We start from the raw sequence: 19194 nt of genomic DNA, 5'->3' as shown, positions 1-19194 counted from the left end.
CCTTATTTTTTGTTTAGCACCACATAGTAGCCACACGCCACACATACCAGCAGGGCAAATGGCACTAGCACACCAATTTCTGGCAAAATCACGCCTGTGATAGAAAACTGACTGAGTGAGAAAAAGCCCCCCCATACAAGCAACGCAAACACGATAAACAAAAATCCTAGTAAGTATAGATTCCCATAGCGTGCAAGGCTTGGAATATAGTAGGTGATGATGATGGCTACAAATGGCACAAAAAGTGGGACGATGATAAGCGCGTAAAGCACAGCACGGATCTTCTCGTTACCGATCTTTTGCTCCTTCAAAAGCTGCAAGGAGTTAAATGCGTCGATGATAGAAATAGATGGCTTTGCTTGGGAGAATGAGTCTAGTACCTTTGGGTTGAAATCTTTAAGTATGGGAAGTTTGGCAAAGGTTTTTGCATCTAAGCCTTTGCTACCTAGCTCCCAAAGACTAGGCATATCTTGAGTGAAAGCACTGTAAAGCATCCAGTGTGCATCTTCAAATGTAGCATTTCTAGCTTGCGTGAAGCGCGTGAGATTCTGCTTGCTAGAATCTAGCCCAAAGACACGGATCGTGCTGGCTTGGCACACAAGATTGATCGAGCCAAAATAGACATAATCATCATTGTACTTGACAAAGAGATCTGTCGTGGGCGCGCTAGAATCCTTGGCAAAAAACTTTTCTACCTTTTCTTGCGCATAAGCAAATGGCGTGGCATTTAGCCCAATATGTATGCAGGAGATAAAAAGACTTAGCCAAAGTACAGGACGCAAAAGCGCGCGCTTAGAATAGCCAAGTGCGAGTAGGGCGGTGTATTGGTTGGTCTTAATGAGAAAGAGATAGCAAATCGCCATAGCAAGCAGTAGGGAAATAGGCAGGGTGAAATTCATCGCGTATAAAAAGTCATAGACAAAAAACAAGATCAAAAGATTCGCAGAATCTGCAAAGTTATCGATATATTGCAGGCTATCAATACTGACAAAAAACAACCCCAACGCTAAAAAAATTACAACAAAATAGCGCAGATAATAATGAGCGATAAAGAGAAAAAGTCCAATGCGCATACTAATCCCCTTTGCAAGCACGCGCAGGTGAGATGGTAGCTACCCTAGCATCTCGGCTAGATTCTAGGGTAGTTTGCTTACTGGGGACTTGGGCGGAATCTTTTGGCTTGCTTATGGTGAAGTGGCTTTGTAGGGCGGTAAAGTCTCTTGCTATAATGAAAAATAGCAAGCCTCTCACACTCTCATCAACTAGCTCTAGTAGTTGTTCCTTGGGCAAGGAAAAATCCCCTAGCACAAAATCGATGATTTGCTTATGCTTGCTTGCTTGCGTTTCAGGTAGGCTTTCTTTAATCCCAAAGCGCAAGCGCATATAGTCTTGTCTATTTAGCGCGCTATCGATGGATTTTATCCCATTGTGTCCGCCACTGCTACCACCAAGCTTATAGCGGATTGCACCAAGGGGGAGGTCTAGCTCATCGTGTGTGATACAAAGCTGACTGATTTTATAAAAGCTTGTGATTGCGGCAATCGAGTTGCCTGAGAGATTCATAAAGGTCTGCGGTTTTGCGATATGGATATGTGGAGTAAGGGTAGCAATGTGCGCGTAGAATCTATTTGATGCTTCAAGCTCAAGTCCTAGGCACTCACATAATCGGTCAATGATGATAAAGCCTATATTATGGCGGTTTTGGGCGTATCTGTCTCCCGGATTCCCAAGCCCAGCGATGAGTAAAGGCTCTTGCGCGCGCATCTGTGGGAGATATTCTGCTAGTAAGGATCGCGCGCTAAAAGCAATAATAGGTAGGCTCTTTATCGTAGAGATTAAGTGCTTGATATGGGCTTTTTGCGCAGACACAGCCCCTGCCTTTGGGTTGGGCTACTTGGCTTTGATACAGCTAATAACTGCGACAGATTGGTTTTCTGTGATTTTTACGCCATCAATTTGCGGTAGATCGCGCACAAGGATTGAGTGTCCCACATCAAGCGCACTTACATCAAGTGCGTAAGAAGCAGGGAGATTTTCTGGGGCGGCTTTAACGCTTACGCGCTTTTTAGCGATGAGCAGGACACCTTTGTTTTTTAATCCAACGGCTGTGCCTTGTGCTTGCACAGGGATTTTGTAGTTTGCCACCACACCCTTTTGTGCGACCATAAGGTCGATATGTAAAATTGTGCCATACACAGGGTCTTTTTGATACTCTTGGATCACTACATCAAGTGTCTTGCCACCAACTTTGACAGGGAAGACTAGAGAAGTCTTTGCCTTTATTGTGCGGATAAAGTCGTTGATCTTAAAAGCACAGTGGATATTCTCCACACCTTTTGCATAGATGTTGGCAATTAGATAGCCATCTTTCCTTAAGGCTTTTGCATTCGCCTTTGAAATACTCTCTCTAATTTGTCCTTCAAGCATTCTGTGTCCTTTGTATAGTGAAATAAGCGCGCATTCTAGCGATAGTTTGCTTAAACTTCCTAGAATCTATTTGCAAGCTTGTTTAGATTCTAAGCTGGGGTTTGCGTAAGCTTTAGTGTTTGGGTGGTGTAGCTAGGGCTTTGCTTTCTGCTCTTTTTGGATTCTTTTTAGCTCTTTTTCAAATTTTTTTCTCCGCAAGATTGGCAGCCTATCGACAAATAGTACGCCATTGAGATGATCCATCTCGTGCTGCACTGCTATGGAGAGCAAGCCATCTGCTTGGAGCACTCTCTCCACCCCAAAGCGATCCTGATATCCCACGCTAATGGTCTCAAATCGCTCAATCTCTTCATAAAATCCGGGGACAGATAGGCAACCTTCTTGGTAAGTGGTTATCCCTTGGGTTTTTAGCAAGGTTGGATTGATTAGCTCAAGTTTGTCTTCTTCATACTGCTGCCCATCTTCTTCGCGTGGTAGTGTGATTATAAGCGCACAAATGGGCTTATCCACTTGGATTGCTGCAAGTCCTATACCATTTGTGGCAACCATTGTTTCATACATATCATCAAGCAGTTTGTGTAGATTCTCATCAAACTCTCTAACTGCTTGGGATTTAACTTTGAGTCGCTTGCTTGGATACTTAACTATTGGCAGAATCGCCATTAATATCATCCTGTTGATAGATTTTGCAATGTCGTTTTTCATCAAGAGCGATTTTGAGCGTTGAGAGACAAGCACTTTGCGTTTCTTCTACGGATCGCTCTGGCATAATCTTAGCGATACTTGAAGCTACATCAAGCTGTAAATTCATATCGCCTACAAACACATCTGTGGTCTGGGCTGATTGGTAGAGAAATACGCAAAGCTCTTGGGCTTCAAGCAAGTCAGAATACTTTAGTAAGATTCCAAACACGCCATCTCCCATATAGGCGATGAAGCTGCTTGTTTGTATATGCTTTTGCAGAAATTTTGCCATTGTTTTTAGAAGAATTGTGAAAACTGGAGAGTCTTGCCCAATTTGGCGCGATAAATCTTGGGAGAGCGTGATATAAATGAGCACTGATGAATGGTTAAACTCTAAACATAGCTTTTGCTCCTTTTGCAACACATCAGTAAAATAACTTTTGTTATATACATCAAGATTAAGGTCATAGACAGAATTTTGGCTGATTTGCTTGAGATTTTTATCTGTTTTAGCATAGAGATCTCGGATCTGATCAAGCTGCTTGGAAGTAACTTTAGTGACTTTAGTCATATCGCGGATAAAAAAGTCCATCACATTGCGCATAGTGAGTTTATTATCTGCTTGCTCTACATCTTTAGAATATTGTTTGACAACATTTTCAGCGATTAAGAAATTTTGATACACAACAGACATACAGCTAAGCACTTGTTTGATGATACGCAAACTCTCGCCAACAGACTTCTCAAATACAAGTGCGCGATTTTCTAAGTCTGATTGCATACGCATAATTGTGCGCACTTTCTCGCGGACAGCTGGAGATTCTTGTTGCAAAAATTTTTCAAAATATAAGCGGTAGTTTGATGGCAAGCACGGTAAGGATTCTGCTTGGAGTGTTTGGATCGTGGTTTCTGACAAGCGACTTACCACTTCAAGAAAATCTCCACTATCGCCAGACCCGGGCGCAATATCGGCGCGTACATCTGGGTTAATCCCAGATAAGAAAGGGTTAGTGCCTATATCAGATGCTTTTTCTTGATTTTTATCCATCGTTTTATACTTTCCTTAAAACTTAACTTGAAAATTTATTTGATGCTTTTTGTTAAAACTTTATCAATGAGTCCATAATCTTTGGCTTCTTTGGCACTCATAAAAAAGTCTCTCTCTGTATCTTGGGCAATTTTTTTTAGTGGTTGCCCGGTGTTGCTAGCCATAATCTCATTAAGTATGGAGCGAAGTCGCAGGATTTCTTTAGCTTGGATTTCTATGTCTGTGGCTTGTCCTTGTGCGCCACCAAGGGGCTGATGGATCATAATCCTAGAATTAGGCAAGGAATACCGCTTGCCCTTAGCCCCACAGCTTAGTAGAAATGCCCCCGCACTTGCGGCTTGCCCTATGCAGATTGTGCAAATATCTGGGCGGATATATTGCATTGTGTCATAGATACTAAATGCGCTTGTGATAACGCCTCCGGGGGAGTTTATGTAGAGATTGATGTCTTTTTCTGGATCTTCTGCTTCAAGGAATAGTAATTGAGCGACAATGGAGCTTGCTACCATATCGTTGATCTCTCCGCTTAGTAAAATTACACGATCTTTCAGTAGTCTTGAGTAGATATCATAGCTACGCTCGCTACGCCCTGTTTTTTCAATCACATAGGGGATATAGTTCATACTTGTGCCTTTGGATTTTCTTTGGGCGTTGATGCTTTCGTCTTAGTCGGCTTTTTGGCTAGCTTTGGACTTTGGCTAGCTTTGGAATCCTTAGATTCTAATAAGCCGGCTTTTTCATCAAGAAGATGGCGTAGCACTCGATCTTCTATTATTGCCATTTTGACTGCTGGAATCAGGTTGTTGTTGCGATAGTATTCGAGCACTTCTTTGGGGTTTTGCCCTTGCATCATTGACTCGTAGTAGATTGCTTGCATTGCTTCATTGTCATTGATTGTGATATTTCTTTCCTTGGCAATGGCATCGACAAGGAAAGTGATTTTCACGCTTTTACGCGCTTCATCGCGGAAGCTCTCGCGCTTGTCTTTCGCTTTTTGCGCATCTTGCTGATAGGATTTAAGCTCTTCTTCCGGGATACTTGCAAGTGCATTGCGGAAGAGTACATCCATTTCTTGCTCGACAATGGCATTAGGCAAGTCAAAGCTAAAACCCTGATCTAAAGCTTCAAGGCATTTTTGCTTCATTTCTTCGTTGTAATAGCGGTTTTTAAGCTCTGTGGCAAGCTCATCTGTCACGCGAGATTCTAGCTCTGCAAGCGTTGCGTCATCTCTGCCTAGAATCTTTGTAGCAAACACATCATCAAGAGCGCATTTAGTTCGCTCTTGGATTTTGTTGATTTTGACCTTGAAGGTCGCTGATTTGCCCGCTAGAGCACTTGAGTGGTAATTGTCTGGGAAATTTACTTCAATACTTTTTTCTTCCCCACATTTTACACCTACAAGCGCATCTTCAAAACCGGGGATAAACTGCCCGCTTCCAATGGTTAGATCAAAGCCTTCAGCCTTTCCACCTTCAAATGCCACGCCATCAACAAAGCCTTCAAAGTCGATATTTACGATATGATCTTTCTTAATGGCTTCATCCTTAGATTCTACTAGTTCGCCTTGTGATTGTGCCATCATATCAAGCCGCTCTTGGATATTCTTTTTCTCTGGCGTTGGGATTTTAGGCGTGGGAATTTTAGATTCTAGGGACTCTAGGCTAAAATCTGGGATAATTGAAATGGCAATTTCCACATCAATGCTTTCGCTTCCTTTGTCAAACTTTGTAATGATAGGATCGCCGATTAACTGCTGTGGAGTGAGTTGCAGCTCTTTGAGTGCGCTTGAGAGCATATCCTGTATGAGCTCTCTTTGCGCATCCTTTTCCAAAGAGTCTTTGTAGCGAGATTTGACAATATGTGCAGGGACTTTGCCCGCTCTAAAGCCAGCAATCTTAAGCGTCTTGCTCGCTTTTTGCGCTAGAGACTCTAATTTTTTCTCAAGGTCATTAAGTGCGATTTTGCCTGTTGCAGTCGCATTAGCGGTGTTGGTTCTGTTTGTTTGGAGATTCATACTATTCCTTAGGAGTGATTATCGAGTAGATTCGGGCATTTTAGCCAAAAATATCAAAAAACATTATAAAATTACGCATTTTGGCTACTTAAGGTGTGTAATGTCGCTTCATATACTTAAACACAAACTCGCCACTCGCCCTAATCTCTCACCACAATATGGAGTCATATCCAAAATCACGCCGACAATTATTTATGCCAAGGGTATTAGTCCGTCTGTGGGTGATATTGTCAAAATCATACATAAGGATTCTAGACAATCTTTAGGGATTGTCACACTAAGTGAGGAACAGAGCTTTGGCTTTAATCCTTTTTCTTTCGTGGAGCATTTTGGGATTAATGATGTTGTAATGATTGAGAAAAATGGCTTAACTTTCCCAATGACAGAGTCTATGCTTGGGCGTGTGTTTGATCCACTTGGAACGCCTATTGATGATAAGCCAGCTCCGCTACATGCAACACACCTGCCTATTATCTCACCACCAATTCGTGCGCTAAAGCGGGGAATTATCGATGAGGTCTTTGATGTGGGAGTGCGCTCAATCAATGGCTTACTTACTTGCGGCAAGGGGCAGAAGATTGGGATTTTTGCAGGATCTGGTGTGGGGAAATCCACCCTTATGGGGATGATTGTGCGTGGCTGTAAAGCCCCTATAAAAGTCATCGCACTCATTGGCGAGAGGGGGCGAGAAGTGCCAGAGTTTATCCATAAATCTCTAGGAGGCGATCTTAGTAGCACTGTGCTTATTGTAGCTACAAGTGATGACTCGCCACTTATGCGCAAATATGGGGCATTTAGTGCGATGGCAGTGGCAGAGTATTTTAAATCTTTGGGACATGATGTGCTTTTTATTATGGATTCTGTAACGCGCTTTGCTATGGCGCAAAGAGAAATCGGGTTAGCCCTAGGAGAGCCACCAACAAGCAAGGGTTATCCGCCCTCTGTGCTAACGCTTATGCCCCAGCTTATGGAGCGTGCAGGCAAAGAAGAGGGTAAGGGTTCTATCACGGCATTTTTCACCGTGCTTGTAGAAGGCGATGATTTAAGTGACCCTATCGCCGATCAAGCGCGCTCAATCCTTGATGGACATATTGTGCTAGAGCGGGCTTTGACAGATTTTGGGATTTATCCGCCCATCAATATCCTAGCTTCTGCCTCACGCGTGAGTAATGACATCATCACTAAAGAGCATAGATCTCTAATCCAGCAATTCCGCCGCTACTACGCGCTTTTGAAAGATAATGAAATTCTAGTGCGCATAGGATCTTACCAGCACGGCAACGATGTAGAGCTTGATTACGCATTAGCGATTAAGCCTGTTATGGAGGAGTTCTTGAAGCAGGCAGAAGAACAGAGCGTGAGCTTTGAAGAAGCTTTGCGTATGCTAAAGGCGGTATTCTCGCTCCCTCAAAGCGAGATAGGGCATAGTCCAGAAGCTTAGAATCTAAGCCCGATGGGATTAAGACCGATTGGGGTATCATTGCCACAAGGCATTTTGCGTGAGGTTAGTGAGAATAGCGCGTATAAGGAGCGGTGCGAGCATTATGCTAAAGTATTGGAACAAGTTTATCGAGAAATTTCACTATCCTAAATTGCGCACATTAAAACACGCTATCTTTCGAGCTTTATGGCAAGACCTATGCTTTATGTAATGCTTGGAGGATAAGCTGTTTAAATTATCGCGATATGTGTGGGGCAGGGTGTGGTAATTAGATTCTAGGTAAATACGCTATAATCGCAACTCATCAACACTACAAGGATTGTATATGTGGCTAAATCACCAACTTAGCGCGGATTTTCATAAAGAATATGCTATTGAGGAAAAAACTTTAGATGTGCGCAGTGAGCATATTTTAGAGATTTTTAAAAGTAAGCAATTTGGGCAAATTGCGCTTATTGATGAGCGCGAGCTACTGCTTGAGGATCGCTTGAGCTATGTGAGTGAGTTTGTCGCACACACTGGGGCGTGTTGCTTAAAGCTTAAAGCCCCAGAATCTTCACAAGACCAAGCTCTTATACTTGGGGGGTTTAATCTTGAGCTTGCCTTTGAGCTATTGAAGCACAATATGAGAGTTTGTTATATTCAAAGTGATAAAAAGGTGCTAGATTCTCTTATAAGCTTTTTACCACATTTCCAAGAGGTGCGCGAGCATAGGGACTTTGAACTTTATGCTAGAGCTATCGACTTGCCATTAGGCAAATACCACTTAATCATACATCAAGCCACGCCCAATGCTCACGAGCTTGATGGGCTAAGTCGTATGCTGCATACAGATGGCGTGCTAATCATTAAACTTCCGCACCCTTACTTCCAAGCAGATGAGTGTAAGCGGGCTTTGCGTGATGTGAGTGGGCTATTTTCTATTGCGATGCCATTTTTTATGCCATTGTTTGGTGATGAGAGCTTTGTCTTTGCTTCTAAGGGCACGCATCCGCTTGCTGATTTATGGCTACAGAGAGCTGATATGCTTGATAGTCTTAGCTTCTATAATGCTGATATTCATAATGCCGCCTTTGCAATGCCTACACTTCTAGCAAGCACTTTGCAGCCGTGGGTCAAAAATTAGCAAAGCTAGAATCTAGCTTCTCCAAACCCATATCCTTGCACTATGGAGTCGTGCTAACTGGTGGGATCGCGTGTGGGAAGAGTAGTGTTGGTGAGATTTTGCGCGCGCGGGGGTTTGAGATCATCTGTGCTGATAGTATCGCTCATCGCGTGCTTGAGGAGAGTGCTAGCACGCTTATTGACATTTTTGGAGAGAGTATTGCCGACTTTGATTCTAAGAGTTTGGGGGTGATTAATCGCAAGGCTCTTGGGGAGATTGTCTTTAGCGATCCTGCAAAGCGCGCCTTGCTAGAGTCTATCACCCATCCGCATATACACGCTCAAATTATCGCTAAAGCCTGTGGGTTAGAAGCGCGTAAAAGGTGGTATTTCCTTGATATTCCGCTGTTTTTTGAGAGTGGCGGAAGGGTGCGTTATGGTGTGGATGTAGTGGTGTGTGTGAGTGCTAAAGAGAAGCTCCAACTCGCGCGCTTAATGCAAAGAAGCGCACTTAGCCTAAGCCAAGCTAAAGCCAGAGTGCGCGCACAAATGCCTCTAGAGCAAAAGATCGCTCAAAGTGATATTGTCATAGATAATAACAGCACGCTTGCCGCGCTAAACTCTAAAGTAGATTTTATGCTGCACACTCTTACTACGCGCGCATAGGGCATATTGTTTGCTTAAGGTTTTCTATCTTTTCTAAGGAGTATGTAATGTCTAATCACACAAATTATGATGTAAAAGCTCTAGGCTCACACACGACTTATGAACATAACTATGCGCCAAGCTTGCTAGAAGCAGTCCCAAACCCCCATCCAGATGTAGCGTATTTTGTCAAGTTTAACTGTCCAGAATTTACTTCTTTATGCCCTATCACAGGGCAACCAGATTTTGCCACAATCTATATCAGCTATATCCCAGATAGGCTCATTGTAGAATCTAAGTCGCTTAAGCTCTATCTCTTTAGTTATCGTAATCACGGAGCATTCCACGAAGACTGCATTAATCTTATCCTTAAAGATCTTAATAAGCTTTTAGAGCCACATTATGTAGAAGTTTGGGGTAAGTTTCTCCCAAGGGGTGGGCTAAGTATCGATCCATACTGCAACTATGGCAAGGGACAATATCAGCAAATGGCACAAATGCGCCTAGCCAACCACGACCTCTACCCAGAGACAATTACCAATCGCTAGAATCTAGCATTTTGCTTTGGTGACCTTATGAATCAAAGCGTGGAGCTCAAACACCTAGAATCTAAGAAGTGATTTACTAAAAAGAAAGCAAAGAGAAATCGATAGCGGAGAGTCCCGCTATCTTGTAAGACTTAGAATACAAGTTTTGCAAATGCTAGGGCATTGTGGAATTGGATGCTATTACCAAACCCATTGCTCACATAACCACCACCTACATCAATTCCCAAGCCTTCTCGCATAAAGGCTAGCTTCATATCAAACACACGCACTGAAGCTACTGCTGAGAATTCACTATAGTCGCCATTAGCATAGAGTATATCAAGCTTGACTCTCTCGTGTTCTACACCACCAAAGGCATACCAACTGCTTGAACCCGCGCTAAAATATCCAGTGCTGGATGGCACCATATAGCGACCATAGAAGCGAGTGTTATCCCAGATGGTTTTGATGCCAGCATTATTGCCGACCATATACCAACCAGCACCAAGCTTGAATATGTCTTGGAATCGAAGCTCTTCTTCAAGTTGTATAAAGAATGTATTGCCATTCCAGCCGTTTTGCCACATAAACTTACCAGAAGTGATAGATTCTACTCCGCGACCACCTAGCACAAGTGCTGCTCTAGTCCCTGCTTGAAGCACATTGCTTTGTGCATAAGAATCTAGGAAGTAATGCACAAATGGATCAATTTGGAAAATACCAAAGTCAAGATTCGCACCACCAGCCATAATATCGCGCTTGCCAATGTCGAAATTGTTAAAGCTTGATGGGAAGCGATAATATGCGGTAAGCTCGCTTGCAATGCGCCCTGGCAATATACCAAATGTCGTATGATCATTAATCCAGCTAGCCCAAATATTTGATTTACTACCTAGATTATAGCTAAAGCTCACGCCTTGCATATAACTACTAAGCCAGTCCGATTTCACAAAGCTATTGCTAAAACGTCCTACATAGAAGTCAAATGTGCCGTTGTAGCGGAAATACAAATCGGAGAGATCAATGTGCTTATTACCATAAACGGATTTGGCATAGTTATTTGTCGCCCAAATTTGTGAGCCACCCCAGACACCGACACCAAAGCCAACATTGCTAGAGCCGATGTCAACCCCTAAGTGTCCTGTGAGACCACCATAATTATCGGGATTATCGCCAAGTTTTTGATTATATAGCACACCTAAATGCCCAAATAGCTCTACATTCATTGCGCTTGAACTTGTAGCAACTGCTGAAGCAAGAATAGCGCTTACTAAAAGTTTGCTTTTCATTATTGTGTCCTTTGTTGTTGGGTTTGAGCTTTGCTCGTGGAAAGTATATCGACAAAACGCGAAATAATTTAATAGAAAAGTTAATGAAATCGTAAATAGAGTACAAGTAATGCGGAGTTTTAATCACGCAAGCTCTTAACCCTAGCTTACAATTATGCTATTTCTCTCAAGCAAAGCCCCTAGACAAAACCTAAAGATACCTCATGTCTAGGGATTTACATTGAGATTTATTTCTTCGCAATCTTTTCAATCACCGCATTAAAGCTGCCGCTTGGTCGCATAATGGTTTCTGCCTTGTTATCATCAAATTTATAATATCCGCCTAAATCCACCTTAACACCTTGTGCGGAGTTAAACTCTGCTCTAATAGAATCTTGCTTAGATTCTAACTCCTCGGCAATGGGCTTAAAAAATGCTGCAATACTAGAATCTGCGTTTTGATTTGCCAATGCCCTTGCAAAATAAAGACTCAAGTAAAAATGGCTTGTGCGGTTGTCATCTTCGCCCACCTTTCGTGAAGGGGCTTTATTATTATCAAGCCATTGTGAAGTCGCAGAATCTAGCGCGTCTGCTAGCACTTTTGCTTTAGGGCTATTTTGCTTTTGCGCGTAAAACTCTAGGCTTGCTTGAAGTGCTAAAAATTCCCCTAAGCTATCCCAACGCAAATGATTTTCCTCCACAAGCTGCTCTACTTGCTTTGGAGCACTGCCCCCAGCCCCTGTCTCAAACATCGCCCCACCATTTAGCATAGGCACGACTGAAAGCATTTTTGCACTTGTGCCAAGCTCTAAAATTGGGAAAAGGTCAGTCAAGTAATCACGCAAAACATTGCCTGTAATAGAAATGGCATTTTTCCCAGCACGGATAAGGCGTAAGGATTCTAAACAGGCTTCTTTTGGGGCTAAAATAGCTATGTCCTTGCCTCTTTCTTGTAGTCTCTTTTTGACTAAATCAATCATAACCTTGTTGCTTGCTCTTTTAGAATCTAGCCAGAAAATCGCCTTATCCCCTGTCAAGTCCGCCCTTTCAATCCCTAAATCAATCCAGTTTTGCACCGCATCAAATTTAGCTTGATTTGCCCGATAAATGTCATTTTTACGCACTTTGTGAGAGAGCAGCACCTTATCATTAGAATCTATAATGAGAAACTCCCCATTACTTGGGGCTACAAAAGTCTTATCGTGTGAGCCATATTCTTGTGCTTTTTTTGCCATTAAGCCCACATTGCTAACACTGCCTAGTGTCGCGGGATTAAGCGTGCCATTAGCTTTTAAATCTTCAATCACAGCTTCATAAATAGTCGCATAAGTCTTATCAGGGATTACCGCGTTTGCGTCGCATTCTTTACCATCTTTATCCCATAATCTCGCACCATTTTTTAGCATAGCAGGCATTGAAGCATCTACAATCACATCGCTTGGGATATGCAAATTTGTAATGCCTTTGTCAGAATTTACCATAGAAATTTTGGCGCTTTTGTTTAGAATCTCGTTGTATTTAGCTAGGATCTCCGCTTTTTTAGGGCTAGATTCTATCTTTGTAAGCAGCTCATTCACGCCATTATTGGCATTCACACCTAAAGATTCTAGCTCATCTTTAAATTCGCTAAAAAGCTCTGCAAAATACGCCTTCACCGCATAGCCAAAAAGGATTGGGTCGCTTACCTTCATCATCGTAGCTTTTAAATGCAGTGAAAATAATATGTCTTGCTTTTTGCAAGATTCAATTTGTTCTGTATAAAACTCACTTAATTTCTGTGCATCCATAAAAGTAGCGTCTAATATCTCATTTGCCTCTAGTTTTAGCCCATCTTTTAGCACCTTTTGCCCGCTAGAATCTTTGAAAACAATCTTTGCAGTTGTTGGAGATTCTATTAGTACTGCCTTTTCATTATCAAAGAAATCACCCTCTTTCATATAGCTCACGCAACTTTTTGAGTTTTTATCAAAAGGTGTTACGCGGTAGGGATTTTTCTGTGCGTAGGATTTCACCGCATTGGTGCTGCGACGGTCGGAATTGCCCTGTCGCAAAACGGGATTAACTGCTGAACCTAGCACTTTTTGGTATTTTTCTTTTACCGCCTTTTCTTGCTCATCTTTTGGCTCATCGGGGAAATTTGGTACATTATAGCCCTTTGCTTGGAGCTCTTTAATGGCGTTTTTTAGCTGGGGGATTGAAGCGGAGATATTTGGGGTTTTAATAAGGTTTGCATTTGGTGTTTTTACAAGCTCACCAAGCTGAGACAAAGCGTCTTCTACGCGTTGATTTGGGGCTAGATTCTCCGGGAATTGTGCCAAGATTCTAGCACTTAGGGAAATGTCAGCAGTCTCTACTTTGATGCCCGCGTGGTTTAAAAAAGCCTTTGCGATAGGCAAAAACGAGTAAGTCGCTAGGGCTGGAGATTCGTCTGTGAGTGTGTAAGTGATTTTCATCGTGTGTCCTTTGCGGTAAATTACAGAAAAGTGGATTTTAGTATAGCAAAATCACTTTAAAATCAACTCAAGTTTAGTCCAAATCCACCCTTAAAGTATCTAAATGCCACAGGTTAAAAATATCACGCCATTGACCGATATGGCTGATACGACTTTAGCTTTGAAGGAGATTGTATGAAACCACAGATAAAAAGCGCCCTATCCGTAGTGGCGAGCTTATGTCTAGGAATGTGTGCGCTAAGTGCGCAAGCAGCATATTTAGATACACAAGCAAGTGTCAATACCACAACCAGTGTGCCGTATGAAAGCCCCTTTATCACTTCTGTTGCGGAGCAAGATATTCTTGAGATAGAGGCTGTGGGTATTGGTGTGGCACCTAGCGAGTCTTGTTCGCCAGCGCAGGCGGTGGCTCTTGCCAAAAGAGCGGCGATTATCGATGCGTATCGGCATTTAGGCGAGCAGATGTATGGTATCAAGCTTAATGCGAATGACACGGTGCAAAATATGGTGCTAAAAAACTCTAGCATTAAAACAAAGCTAAATGCCATTATCCGTGGTGCTAAGGTGCGTGAGAGTGCGTGCGAGCAGGGGATCTGCCAAGTAACGATGGAGCTAAAGCTTGATGGCAAGATATGGTCGCAGGTATTAGGGATTTAGAATCTAGGGATTCTAGCTTTTAGGGCGGTGCTCTTGGGCTGCCCTATGGTAGTGAGCGATAATGCGCTTTATATCATAACTCTTGCACGCAAGCTCCCTTGCATTTTGCCCCATTTTTTCTTTCACTTGAGAATCTAGATTGATAAATTCATTCATAGCATCGGCTAATGTTTTTGCATCGCGCACCTGGCATAGAAAGCCATTAGGGTAGCCATTGCTAAATGTTTTTATCAAATGTTTGCAGCCACTGACATTGCTCGTGATGATTGGCTTGCCCATACTCATTGCTTCTAGCAAAACTCTAGGTGCACCTTCCCTATAGCTTGGTAGCACCACACAAGTTGCAGATTCTAAAAAGGGGCGGACATCTTTTGTACTGCCTAAATATTCTATAATCCCTTGCTCCTGCCAAGCTAGAATCTGCTTTGCACTTATGGCACTAGGATTTTCACAATCACTTGCACCCAAAAGTTGGAAGTGGATTTTAAGTGAAAGTTTTGTTATGCCCCCCCCCCCATTAGATTCTATCTTATTGGCTTCTTTCATAGATTTGTTGATAGAATCTTGCACCATTTTTGCCGCTTCCACAAACTCACCTACCCCCTTATCCCATAGCATTCTGGCCACAAGTAAAAAGACTATTTTCTCTTGTTTTTGTATTTTCACGCTATTTTTAGGAGAGAAGTATTCTGTATCCACCCCTTCACTATCAAGCAAAAAGGCTTGATTTTGGGCAATGAGTTTATAAAATAAAAATTCTTGTTTATCATCATTGTTTAAAAACCACACTTCTTGTGTCCTTTTAAGGGCAAAACGATACATTTTGCATACAAGAGAGCGTAGCACGCGCTTTTTAAGAGTGTTTGTTTTGCCTTTATCGTTGATAAATACATAGCCAAGTCCCGTGATGACTGCGATATTTGGGATTTTTAGGAAATTACACACGCTTGAAGAGTAAATGGCTGGTTTTATGGTGTAGTTAAACACAAGGGCTGGGCGTATTTGCTTTAGGAGTTTGTGGAGTATAGTGATTGTGCGGAAGTCTTTAAGGGGATTAAGTGAGCGGGAATCTAAGTAAAGGTTATGCGTGATAAAACCTTCTTGTTTTAAAGCTTGTGTGCTAGAGTCAAAGGGGGCGATGATATGGATAGCAAAGCCACTTTTTTGCAAGGATTGTAGGACTTGGAGGCGGAAGTTATACATACCAAAGCAAGTGTTACTAACGAAAACTAGCTTTGGCGTCGCATTTGAGCGATAAATCGCTGACCCTGCGTGGTGGGCTTGCTCATTATCGCTTAGGTAAGTCCCTGCGCCCACCGCTTGAAAGCAGCGATTTCTCATCTCAACTGCTTCTACCTGCGACTTGTTTAGACTCTGGGTTTTTCTGTCATTGCGAGATTTTCTAAAGAAACCTGCTGTGCTATGTTTGCGCTGCTTCGATTGTTTTGCGTTAGCACAATCGTGGCAATCCACTTGCACACTAGATTCTAGTTCTGTTTGTTTCTCTTCAAAACTCCCACATTGCTCACCCGAAGCTAAATTCTCCTCTACTGCTCTTTTATAGCGCTCAATAACCCGCGTTATGTCAAAACGATTTTTGACAAACTCCCTAGCTTTTGTCCCCATTTGCGCAAGCGCATTGTGAGTGTGTGGCAGTTTATTTGAGAGCAGTAAAGATACTGCAAGACTTAAGGCTTGCGTGTCTTTTGGCGGGATAAGGATACCATTTTGCCCGATAAGGAGATTTTCATAAGGCGTAAGGGGCGGGGCGACACATTCTCTGCAGCCTGCGATATTTGTGGTGATGATTGGCTTGCCCATACTCATTGCCTCTAGCAAAACTCTAGGCACACCCTCCTTATATGAGCTTGGTAGCACCACACAAGTTGCAGATTCTAAAAAGGGGCGGACATCTTTTGCACTGCCTAAATATTCTATAATCCCTTGCTCCTGCCAAGCTAGAATCTGCTTTGCACTTATGGCACTAGGATTTTCACAATCACTTGCACCCAAAAGTTGGAATCTAGTGGGTTTAAGTGCTAGGCATTTGCGTTGGGTTCTAGGCAGCATTGTATCCGCCTAGCTTTGTTTGTAGAGCAAAAGAATTGTCTAAAGCAAAAGAAGTGAAATGATAGGATGGAGCAACAGTAATATGATATGTGAGATAAAGCGGTTTAGATTCTAGTGCTGCCCCCCCCCAATCAACATTACAAGCCTATGAAACATCTTACGAAGTGGCTTTAGCACGATAAAGATAGGGAAGGTACTTAAGCCATTATCCTGCCACGCACGAGCACACTCAAAATTCGCCCGCATAATATTTGCAAGGCTTACATTTGAAGTCCCACCCACACGCATTTTGACAAAGCATTCATTAATATATAGGGACTTTGCTTGATGCTTTTGCAAAAATCGTAGCATAATCTCATAATCCGCTGCGATTGTGTAGGAGAGATTAAAACCCCCATAGCGTGTATAAAGAGCCTTTCTAGCATAAAAGCTTGGGTGTGGTGGGTGGAATCCTAGCGCGAAATCGTGTCTTTTAAGCACTTTGCCATTAAGCACTCTTAGTGGCTTTAATGTGCGGCTTATGTAAATGATATCGGCATAGACAATATCAATGGAGTCAGGCTTATCAAACCCCCAAGAAATAAACTCTAGCACAAGATTTGAAGCGAAAAAGTCATCAGCATTCAAGAAGCCTACAATCTCTCCGCGTGCTTTTTCTAAGCCCTTATTCATACCATCATAAATCCCCAGATCTCTTTGGCTAAAGACTTGTAAGCTTACGCCCTTGGACTCATAACGCACGCGGTAGGATTCTATGATTGATAGTGTGGAGTCGCTGCTTTGATTATCGATGATGATATGCTCAAAGTCGGTATATGTTTGCGCTAGTGCAGAATCTAGTGTGCTAGCAATGGTTGCAGCAGAGTTGAATGTGGTGGTGATTAAGGAGATTCTAGGCAGCATAATCTGCCTTTAAGCTTAGTGGCGATTCAGCTTGGCTGGTGGATTTGGCTTTTAGTGAAAAATGTGGGAGTGGCGAAAAATCCCTGCGATCATTACCATCTAGGTAACTCCCTTGTGATTTTCCTTGCAACCCACATTTTTCATCTAAAATCCTAGAATCCTTTATGGACTCGTTTAGATTCTGGGCTTTATCGTCATTGCGAGCTTTGCTTTGCAAAGCGTGGCAATCCACACTAGAATCTAGCTCCGCTTCCGCCTGCGGCGTGGTTGGCGTTGTGGCGTTTTCGCAAATCCTAGAATCCTTTGCGGACTTGTTTAGATTTTGTGCTTCATTCCTAGAATCCACTTTTTTACTAGTGGCATTTTTTCCGTCATTGCGAGCGGACTTGTCCGCGTGGCAATCCATAGTCTCAAAAGTAGAATCCACTTTTTCTAAAGAAGCTATGCTTTGTGCTTTTTGTGCGTTGTTTATGTGGATCGCCACGCCGTGTTGGCACACGGCTCGCGATGACAGAGTGTTTTTGCTCTGGGCTTGTTTTTCTTCTAGGATTCTAAGATTTCTAAAGAAACCTGCTTCGGTTACGCCTTGCACCGCTATTGCTGGTTTTGCGGTGGGGCTGTGGGAGCTTTGCGCGTTATGGTAAAGGTTAGCGAACTTGCCGTTCGTGCCTTTGCCATAACGCGCAATACTGCCGCATTGCTCGCCCGAAGCTGAATTCTTTTTAGAAAAAGTGGATTCTAGGCTTTGATATACCCTAAAGAAATAATATAAGCAAACATACGAATATAAGTAAGGCAGCGTCCCCAATACTGCAGAGACAGGGCGCAAGAGAGTAGATAAGGTGATTTGATAAAGCGCATATATTTTGGAATCTTGGGTGCTGGGATAAGCCCAGCTTCTACAAGTGGTGTGAGCGGAGCTAGTATAGATTCTAGTGCCCCCCCCCCTACGCGCTATTTTTGTCTCTTGCAAGCTTGTGTCAAAAGTTCTAGAATCTAAAACGCGCGATTCTAGGATAATGAGTGCGGCAAGATCCTTGCTCATAGCCCTAGCGATTAGGGGCAAAAGGCTAGAATCTAGCTCTAAAGTATGTAAGGCATTAGTGACATAGGCGAAGCTCTCTATCCTGCGCGCTCTCTTACTGGGGGCTTGCATACTTGAATGCGTATTTAAGCAGTAGAAATATAAGCGTTTATCAATGCTTATATAGTTTGTAGCAAGGCTAGCAATCACTAGGAAAAAGAGCAGGTCATCTGCTACGATGGGTGTGAAGCAAGAGTTCGTGAAATGCTTGCAAGCTTGGCGCAAAAGCGCGGTATCATAGCACTTATCCCACAGAGTAAATTTAGGAAACTGCCTAGAATCTAAAAAGAAGTTATAAGCAATTTGCTCGTTGTATAGTGGGCGTTTGCAAAAGCGAGTGGGGAGTATATAGCGAGTGTAGTGCGTGAGCCTAGCTAGCAGTGGGGTGTGTGGGTTTGCCTTGTAGCTAGCTTTAAAGTGCAAGATGCTAGCGCTATACTTAGTGCTATGCTTGTAGAGTAGCTCACATGCTTGTAAATGCAAGTAATCATCAGCATCGACAAACAGCACATATTCCCCTAAAGCCTGCCTAATGCCCACAATGCGCGTAGCAAATGTGCCTAGATTGTTTTCATTATGGATGATTTTGATTCTAGAATCTAGCTTGGCATAATCTTGCGCAATTTGTATCGAACCATCACTCCCACAATCATCTATAACTAGAATCTCAATCTCGCGCAAGCTTTGGTTAATGCAAGACTCAAGGCAGCGAGCGATATAAGATTCTACATTGTAGGTGGGGATAATGATAGAGATCGCACAGCTGCTTGCCACTTGCTTCCTTAGTTTTAGTGTTTGGGGTGTAAAAGTGTGGATTCTACCTAGAAGTTGCTTAAAGTCTTTAGAATCTAGTGCGCCTTTGGGGTGGG

Annotated in this window: 17 protein-coding genes; 5 read left to right on the top strand and 12 right to left on the bottom strand. The window is 42.8% G+C overall.

Annotated elements, in window-relative coordinates:
* Positions 1-2: 2 nt before the first annotated feature.
* The 7 genes from IKB69_RS00310 to tig all read right to left on the bottom strand — a co-directional run bounded on the left by IKB69_RS00310 (position 3) and on the right by tig (position 6173).
* Positions 3-1073, bottom strand: a complete 1071-nt coding sequence (locus IKB69_RS00310; protein ID WP_290944944.1) for an LptF/LptG family permease — start codon at positions 1071-1073, stop codon at positions 3-5.
* Between the two features lies 1 nt (position 1074).
* Positions 1075-1869 carry an aminoacyl-tRNA hydrolase gene (gene pth / locus IKB69_RS00305; protein ID WP_290944942.1) on the bottom strand — a complete coding sequence of 265 codons (795 nt, stop codon included), beginning with the start codon at positions 1867-1869 and terminating at the stop codon, positions 1075-1077.
* 21 nt (positions 1870-1890) lie between these two features.
* Positions 1891-2427 carry a 50S ribosomal protein L25/general stress protein Ctc gene (locus IKB69_RS00300; protein ID WP_290944940.1) on the bottom strand — a complete coding sequence of 179 codons (537 nt, stop codon included), beginning with the start codon at positions 2425-2427 and terminating at the stop codon, positions 1891-1893.
* 132 nt (positions 2428-2559) lie between these two features.
* Positions 2560-3090 carry a peptide deformylase gene (gene def / locus IKB69_RS00295; protein ID WP_290944939.1) on the bottom strand — a complete coding sequence of 177 codons (531 nt, stop codon included), beginning with the start codon at positions 3088-3090 and terminating at the stop codon, positions 2560-2562.
* The gene (locus IKB69_RS00290; protein WP_290944937.1) at positions 3068-4159 is read right to left on the bottom strand and encodes a hypothetical protein; all 1092 of its coding nucleotides are present in this window, start codon (positions 4157-4159) and stop codon (positions 3068-3070) included. Before IKB69_RS00290 ends, def begins: the two co-directional genes overlap by 23 nt.
* Before the next feature lie 35 nt (positions 4160-4194).
* Entirely contained in the window at positions 4195-4782 is a 588-nt protein-coding gene (gene clpP, locus IKB69_RS00285; protein ID WP_290944936.1) for an ATP-dependent Clp endopeptidase proteolytic subunit ClpP, read from the bottom strand.
* Positions 4779-6173, bottom strand: a complete 1395-nt coding sequence (tig, locus tag IKB69_RS00280) for a trigger factor (RefSeq protein WP_290944934.1) — start codon at positions 6171-6173, stop codon at positions 4779-4781. The genes clpP and tig overlap by 4 nt, the downstream gene beginning before the upstream one ends.
* Positions 6174-6273: 100 nt before the next feature.
* Between tig and fliI the strand changes: the two genes are divergently transcribed.
* From fliI to queF, 4 genes are all read left to right on the top strand, one after another.
* On the top strand, positions 6274-7614 hold the full coding sequence (fliI, locus tag IKB69_RS00275) for a flagellar protein export ATPase FliI (RefSeq protein WP_290944933.1): 1341 nt from the start codon (positions 6274-6276) through the stop codon (positions 7612-7614).
* Between the two features lie 325 nt (positions 7615-7939).
* On the top strand, positions 7940-8740 hold the full coding sequence (locus tag IKB69_RS00270; protein WP_290944931.1) for a spermidine synthase: 801 nt from the start codon (positions 7940-7942) through the stop codon (positions 8738-8740).
* Positions 8725-9384, top strand: a complete 660-nt coding sequence (gene coaE / locus IKB69_RS00265; protein WP_290944930.1) for a dephospho-CoA kinase — start codon at positions 8725-8727, stop codon at positions 9382-9384. The genes IKB69_RS00270 and coaE overlap by 16 nt, the downstream gene beginning before the upstream one ends.
* Positions 9385-9431: 47 nt before the next feature.
* Entirely contained in the window at positions 9432-9911 is a 480-nt protein-coding gene (gene queF, locus IKB69_RS00260; RefSeq protein ID WP_290944928.1) for a preQ(1) synthase, read from the top strand.
* Between the two features lie 131 nt (positions 9912-10042).
* On the opposite strand, the gene IKB69_RS00255 is transcribed toward queF, so the two are convergent.
* On the bottom strand, positions 10043-11179 hold the full coding sequence (locus IKB69_RS00255; protein ID WP_290944927.1) for a hypothetical protein: 1137 nt from the start codon (positions 11177-11179) through the stop codon (positions 10043-10045).
* A gap of 227 nt (positions 11180-11406) precedes the next feature.
* Complete coding sequence (locus IKB69_RS00250) at positions 11407-13611, bottom strand: NADP-dependent isocitrate dehydrogenase (RefSeq protein ID WP_290944925.1); 2205 nt, start codon at positions 13609-13611, stop codon at positions 11407-11409.
* Positions 13612-13785: 174 nt separating this feature from the next.
* On the opposite strand from IKB69_RS00250, the gene IKB69_RS00245 reads away from it, so the two are divergent.
* On the top strand, positions 13786-14268 hold the full coding sequence (locus IKB69_RS00245) for a hypothetical protein (RefSeq protein WP_290944923.1): 483 nt from the start codon (positions 13786-13788) through the stop codon (positions 14266-14268).
* Between the two features lie 12 nt (positions 14269-14280).
* Here the strand turns inward: IKB69_RS00245 and IKB69_RS00240 are convergent, their stop codons facing one another.
* From IKB69_RS00240 to IKB69_RS09125, 3 genes are all read right to left on the bottom strand, one after another.
* Entirely contained in the window at positions 14281-16338 is a 2058-nt protein-coding gene (locus IKB69_RS00240) for a glycosyltransferase (protein ID WP_290944922.1), read from the bottom strand.
* Positions 16339-16449: 111 nt separating this feature from the next.
* A complete protein-coding gene (locus tag IKB69_RS00235; protein WP_290944920.1) occupies positions 16450-17241 on the bottom strand; it encodes a glycosyltransferase family 2 protein in 792 nt (263 codons plus the stop codon).
* On the bottom strand, positions 17231-19081 hold the full coding sequence (locus IKB69_RS09125; RefSeq protein ID WP_363239987.1) for a glycosyltransferase family 2 protein: 1851 nt from the start codon (positions 19079-19081) through the stop codon (positions 17231-17233). The genes IKB69_RS00235 and IKB69_RS09125 overlap by 11 nt, the downstream gene beginning before the upstream one ends.
* Positions 19082-19194: the final 113 nt, after the last annotated feature.

Origin of the sequence: Helicobacter sp., from assembly GCF_017502485.1 — a bacterium.
Lineage (GTDB): Bacteria > Campylobacterota > Campylobacteria > Campylobacterales > Helicobacteraceae > Helicobacter_B.
Note: the sequence above shows the minus strand (reverse complement) of the source record. Positions and strands in the feature narration are given on the sequence as shown.

What these genes read in the sequence shown, in the direction of transcription:
- IKB69_RS00310 (WP_290944944.1), bottom strand. Translation starts at nt 1,073, where the DNA reads ATGCGCATTGGACTTTTTCTCTTTATCGCTCATTATTATCTGCGCTAT.
- IKB69_RS00300 (WP_290944940.1), bottom strand. Translation starts at nt 2,427, where the DNA reads ATGCTTGAAGGACAAATTAGAGAGAGTATTTCAAAGGCGAATGCAAAA.
- def (WP_290944939.1), bottom strand. Translation starts at nt 3,090, where the DNA reads ATGGCGATTCTGCCAATAGTTAAGTATCCAAGCAAGCGACTCAAAGTT.
- IKB69_RS00290 (WP_290944937.1), bottom strand. Translation starts at nt 4,159, where the DNA reads ATGGATAAAAATCAAGAAAAAGCATCTGATATAGGCACTAACCCTTTC.
- clpP (WP_290944936.1), bottom strand. Translation starts at nt 4,782, where the DNA reads ATGAACTATATCCCCTATGTGATTGAAAAAACAGGGCGTAGCGAGCGT.
- tig (WP_290944934.1), bottom strand. Translation starts at nt 6,173, where the DNA reads ATGAATCTCCAAACAAACAGAACCAACACCGCTAATGCGACTGCAACA.
- fliI (WP_290944933.1), top strand. Translation starts at nt 6,274, where the DNA reads ATGTCGCTTCATATACTTAAACACAAACTCGCCACTCGCCCTAATCTC.
- IKB69_RS00270 (WP_290944931.1), top strand. Translation starts at nt 7,940, where the DNA reads ATGTGGCTAAATCACCAACTTAGCGCGGATTTTCATAAAGAATATGCT.
- queF (WP_290944928.1), top strand. Translation starts at nt 9,432, where the DNA reads ATGTCTAATCACACAAATTATGATGTAAAAGCTCTAGGCTCACACACG.
- IKB69_RS00255 (WP_290944927.1), bottom strand. Translation starts at nt 11,179, where the DNA reads ATGAAAAGCAAACTTTTAGTAAGCGCTATTCTTGCTTCAGCAGTTGCT.
- IKB69_RS00250 (WP_290944925.1), bottom strand. Translation starts at nt 13,611, where the DNA reads ATGAAAATCACTTACACACTCACAGACGAATCTCCAGCCCTAGCGACT.
- IKB69_RS00245 (WP_290944923.1), top strand. Translation starts at nt 13,786, where the DNA reads ATGAAACCACAGATAAAAAGCGCCCTATCCGTAGTGGCGAGCTTATGT.
- IKB69_RS00240 (WP_290944922.1), bottom strand. Translation starts at nt 16,338, where the DNA reads ATGCTGCCTAGAACCCAACGCAAATGCCTAGCACTTAAACCCACTAGA.
- IKB69_RS00235 (WP_290944920.1), bottom strand. Translation starts at nt 17,241, where the DNA reads ATGCTGCCTAGAATCTCCTTAATCACCACCACATTCAACTCTGCTGCA.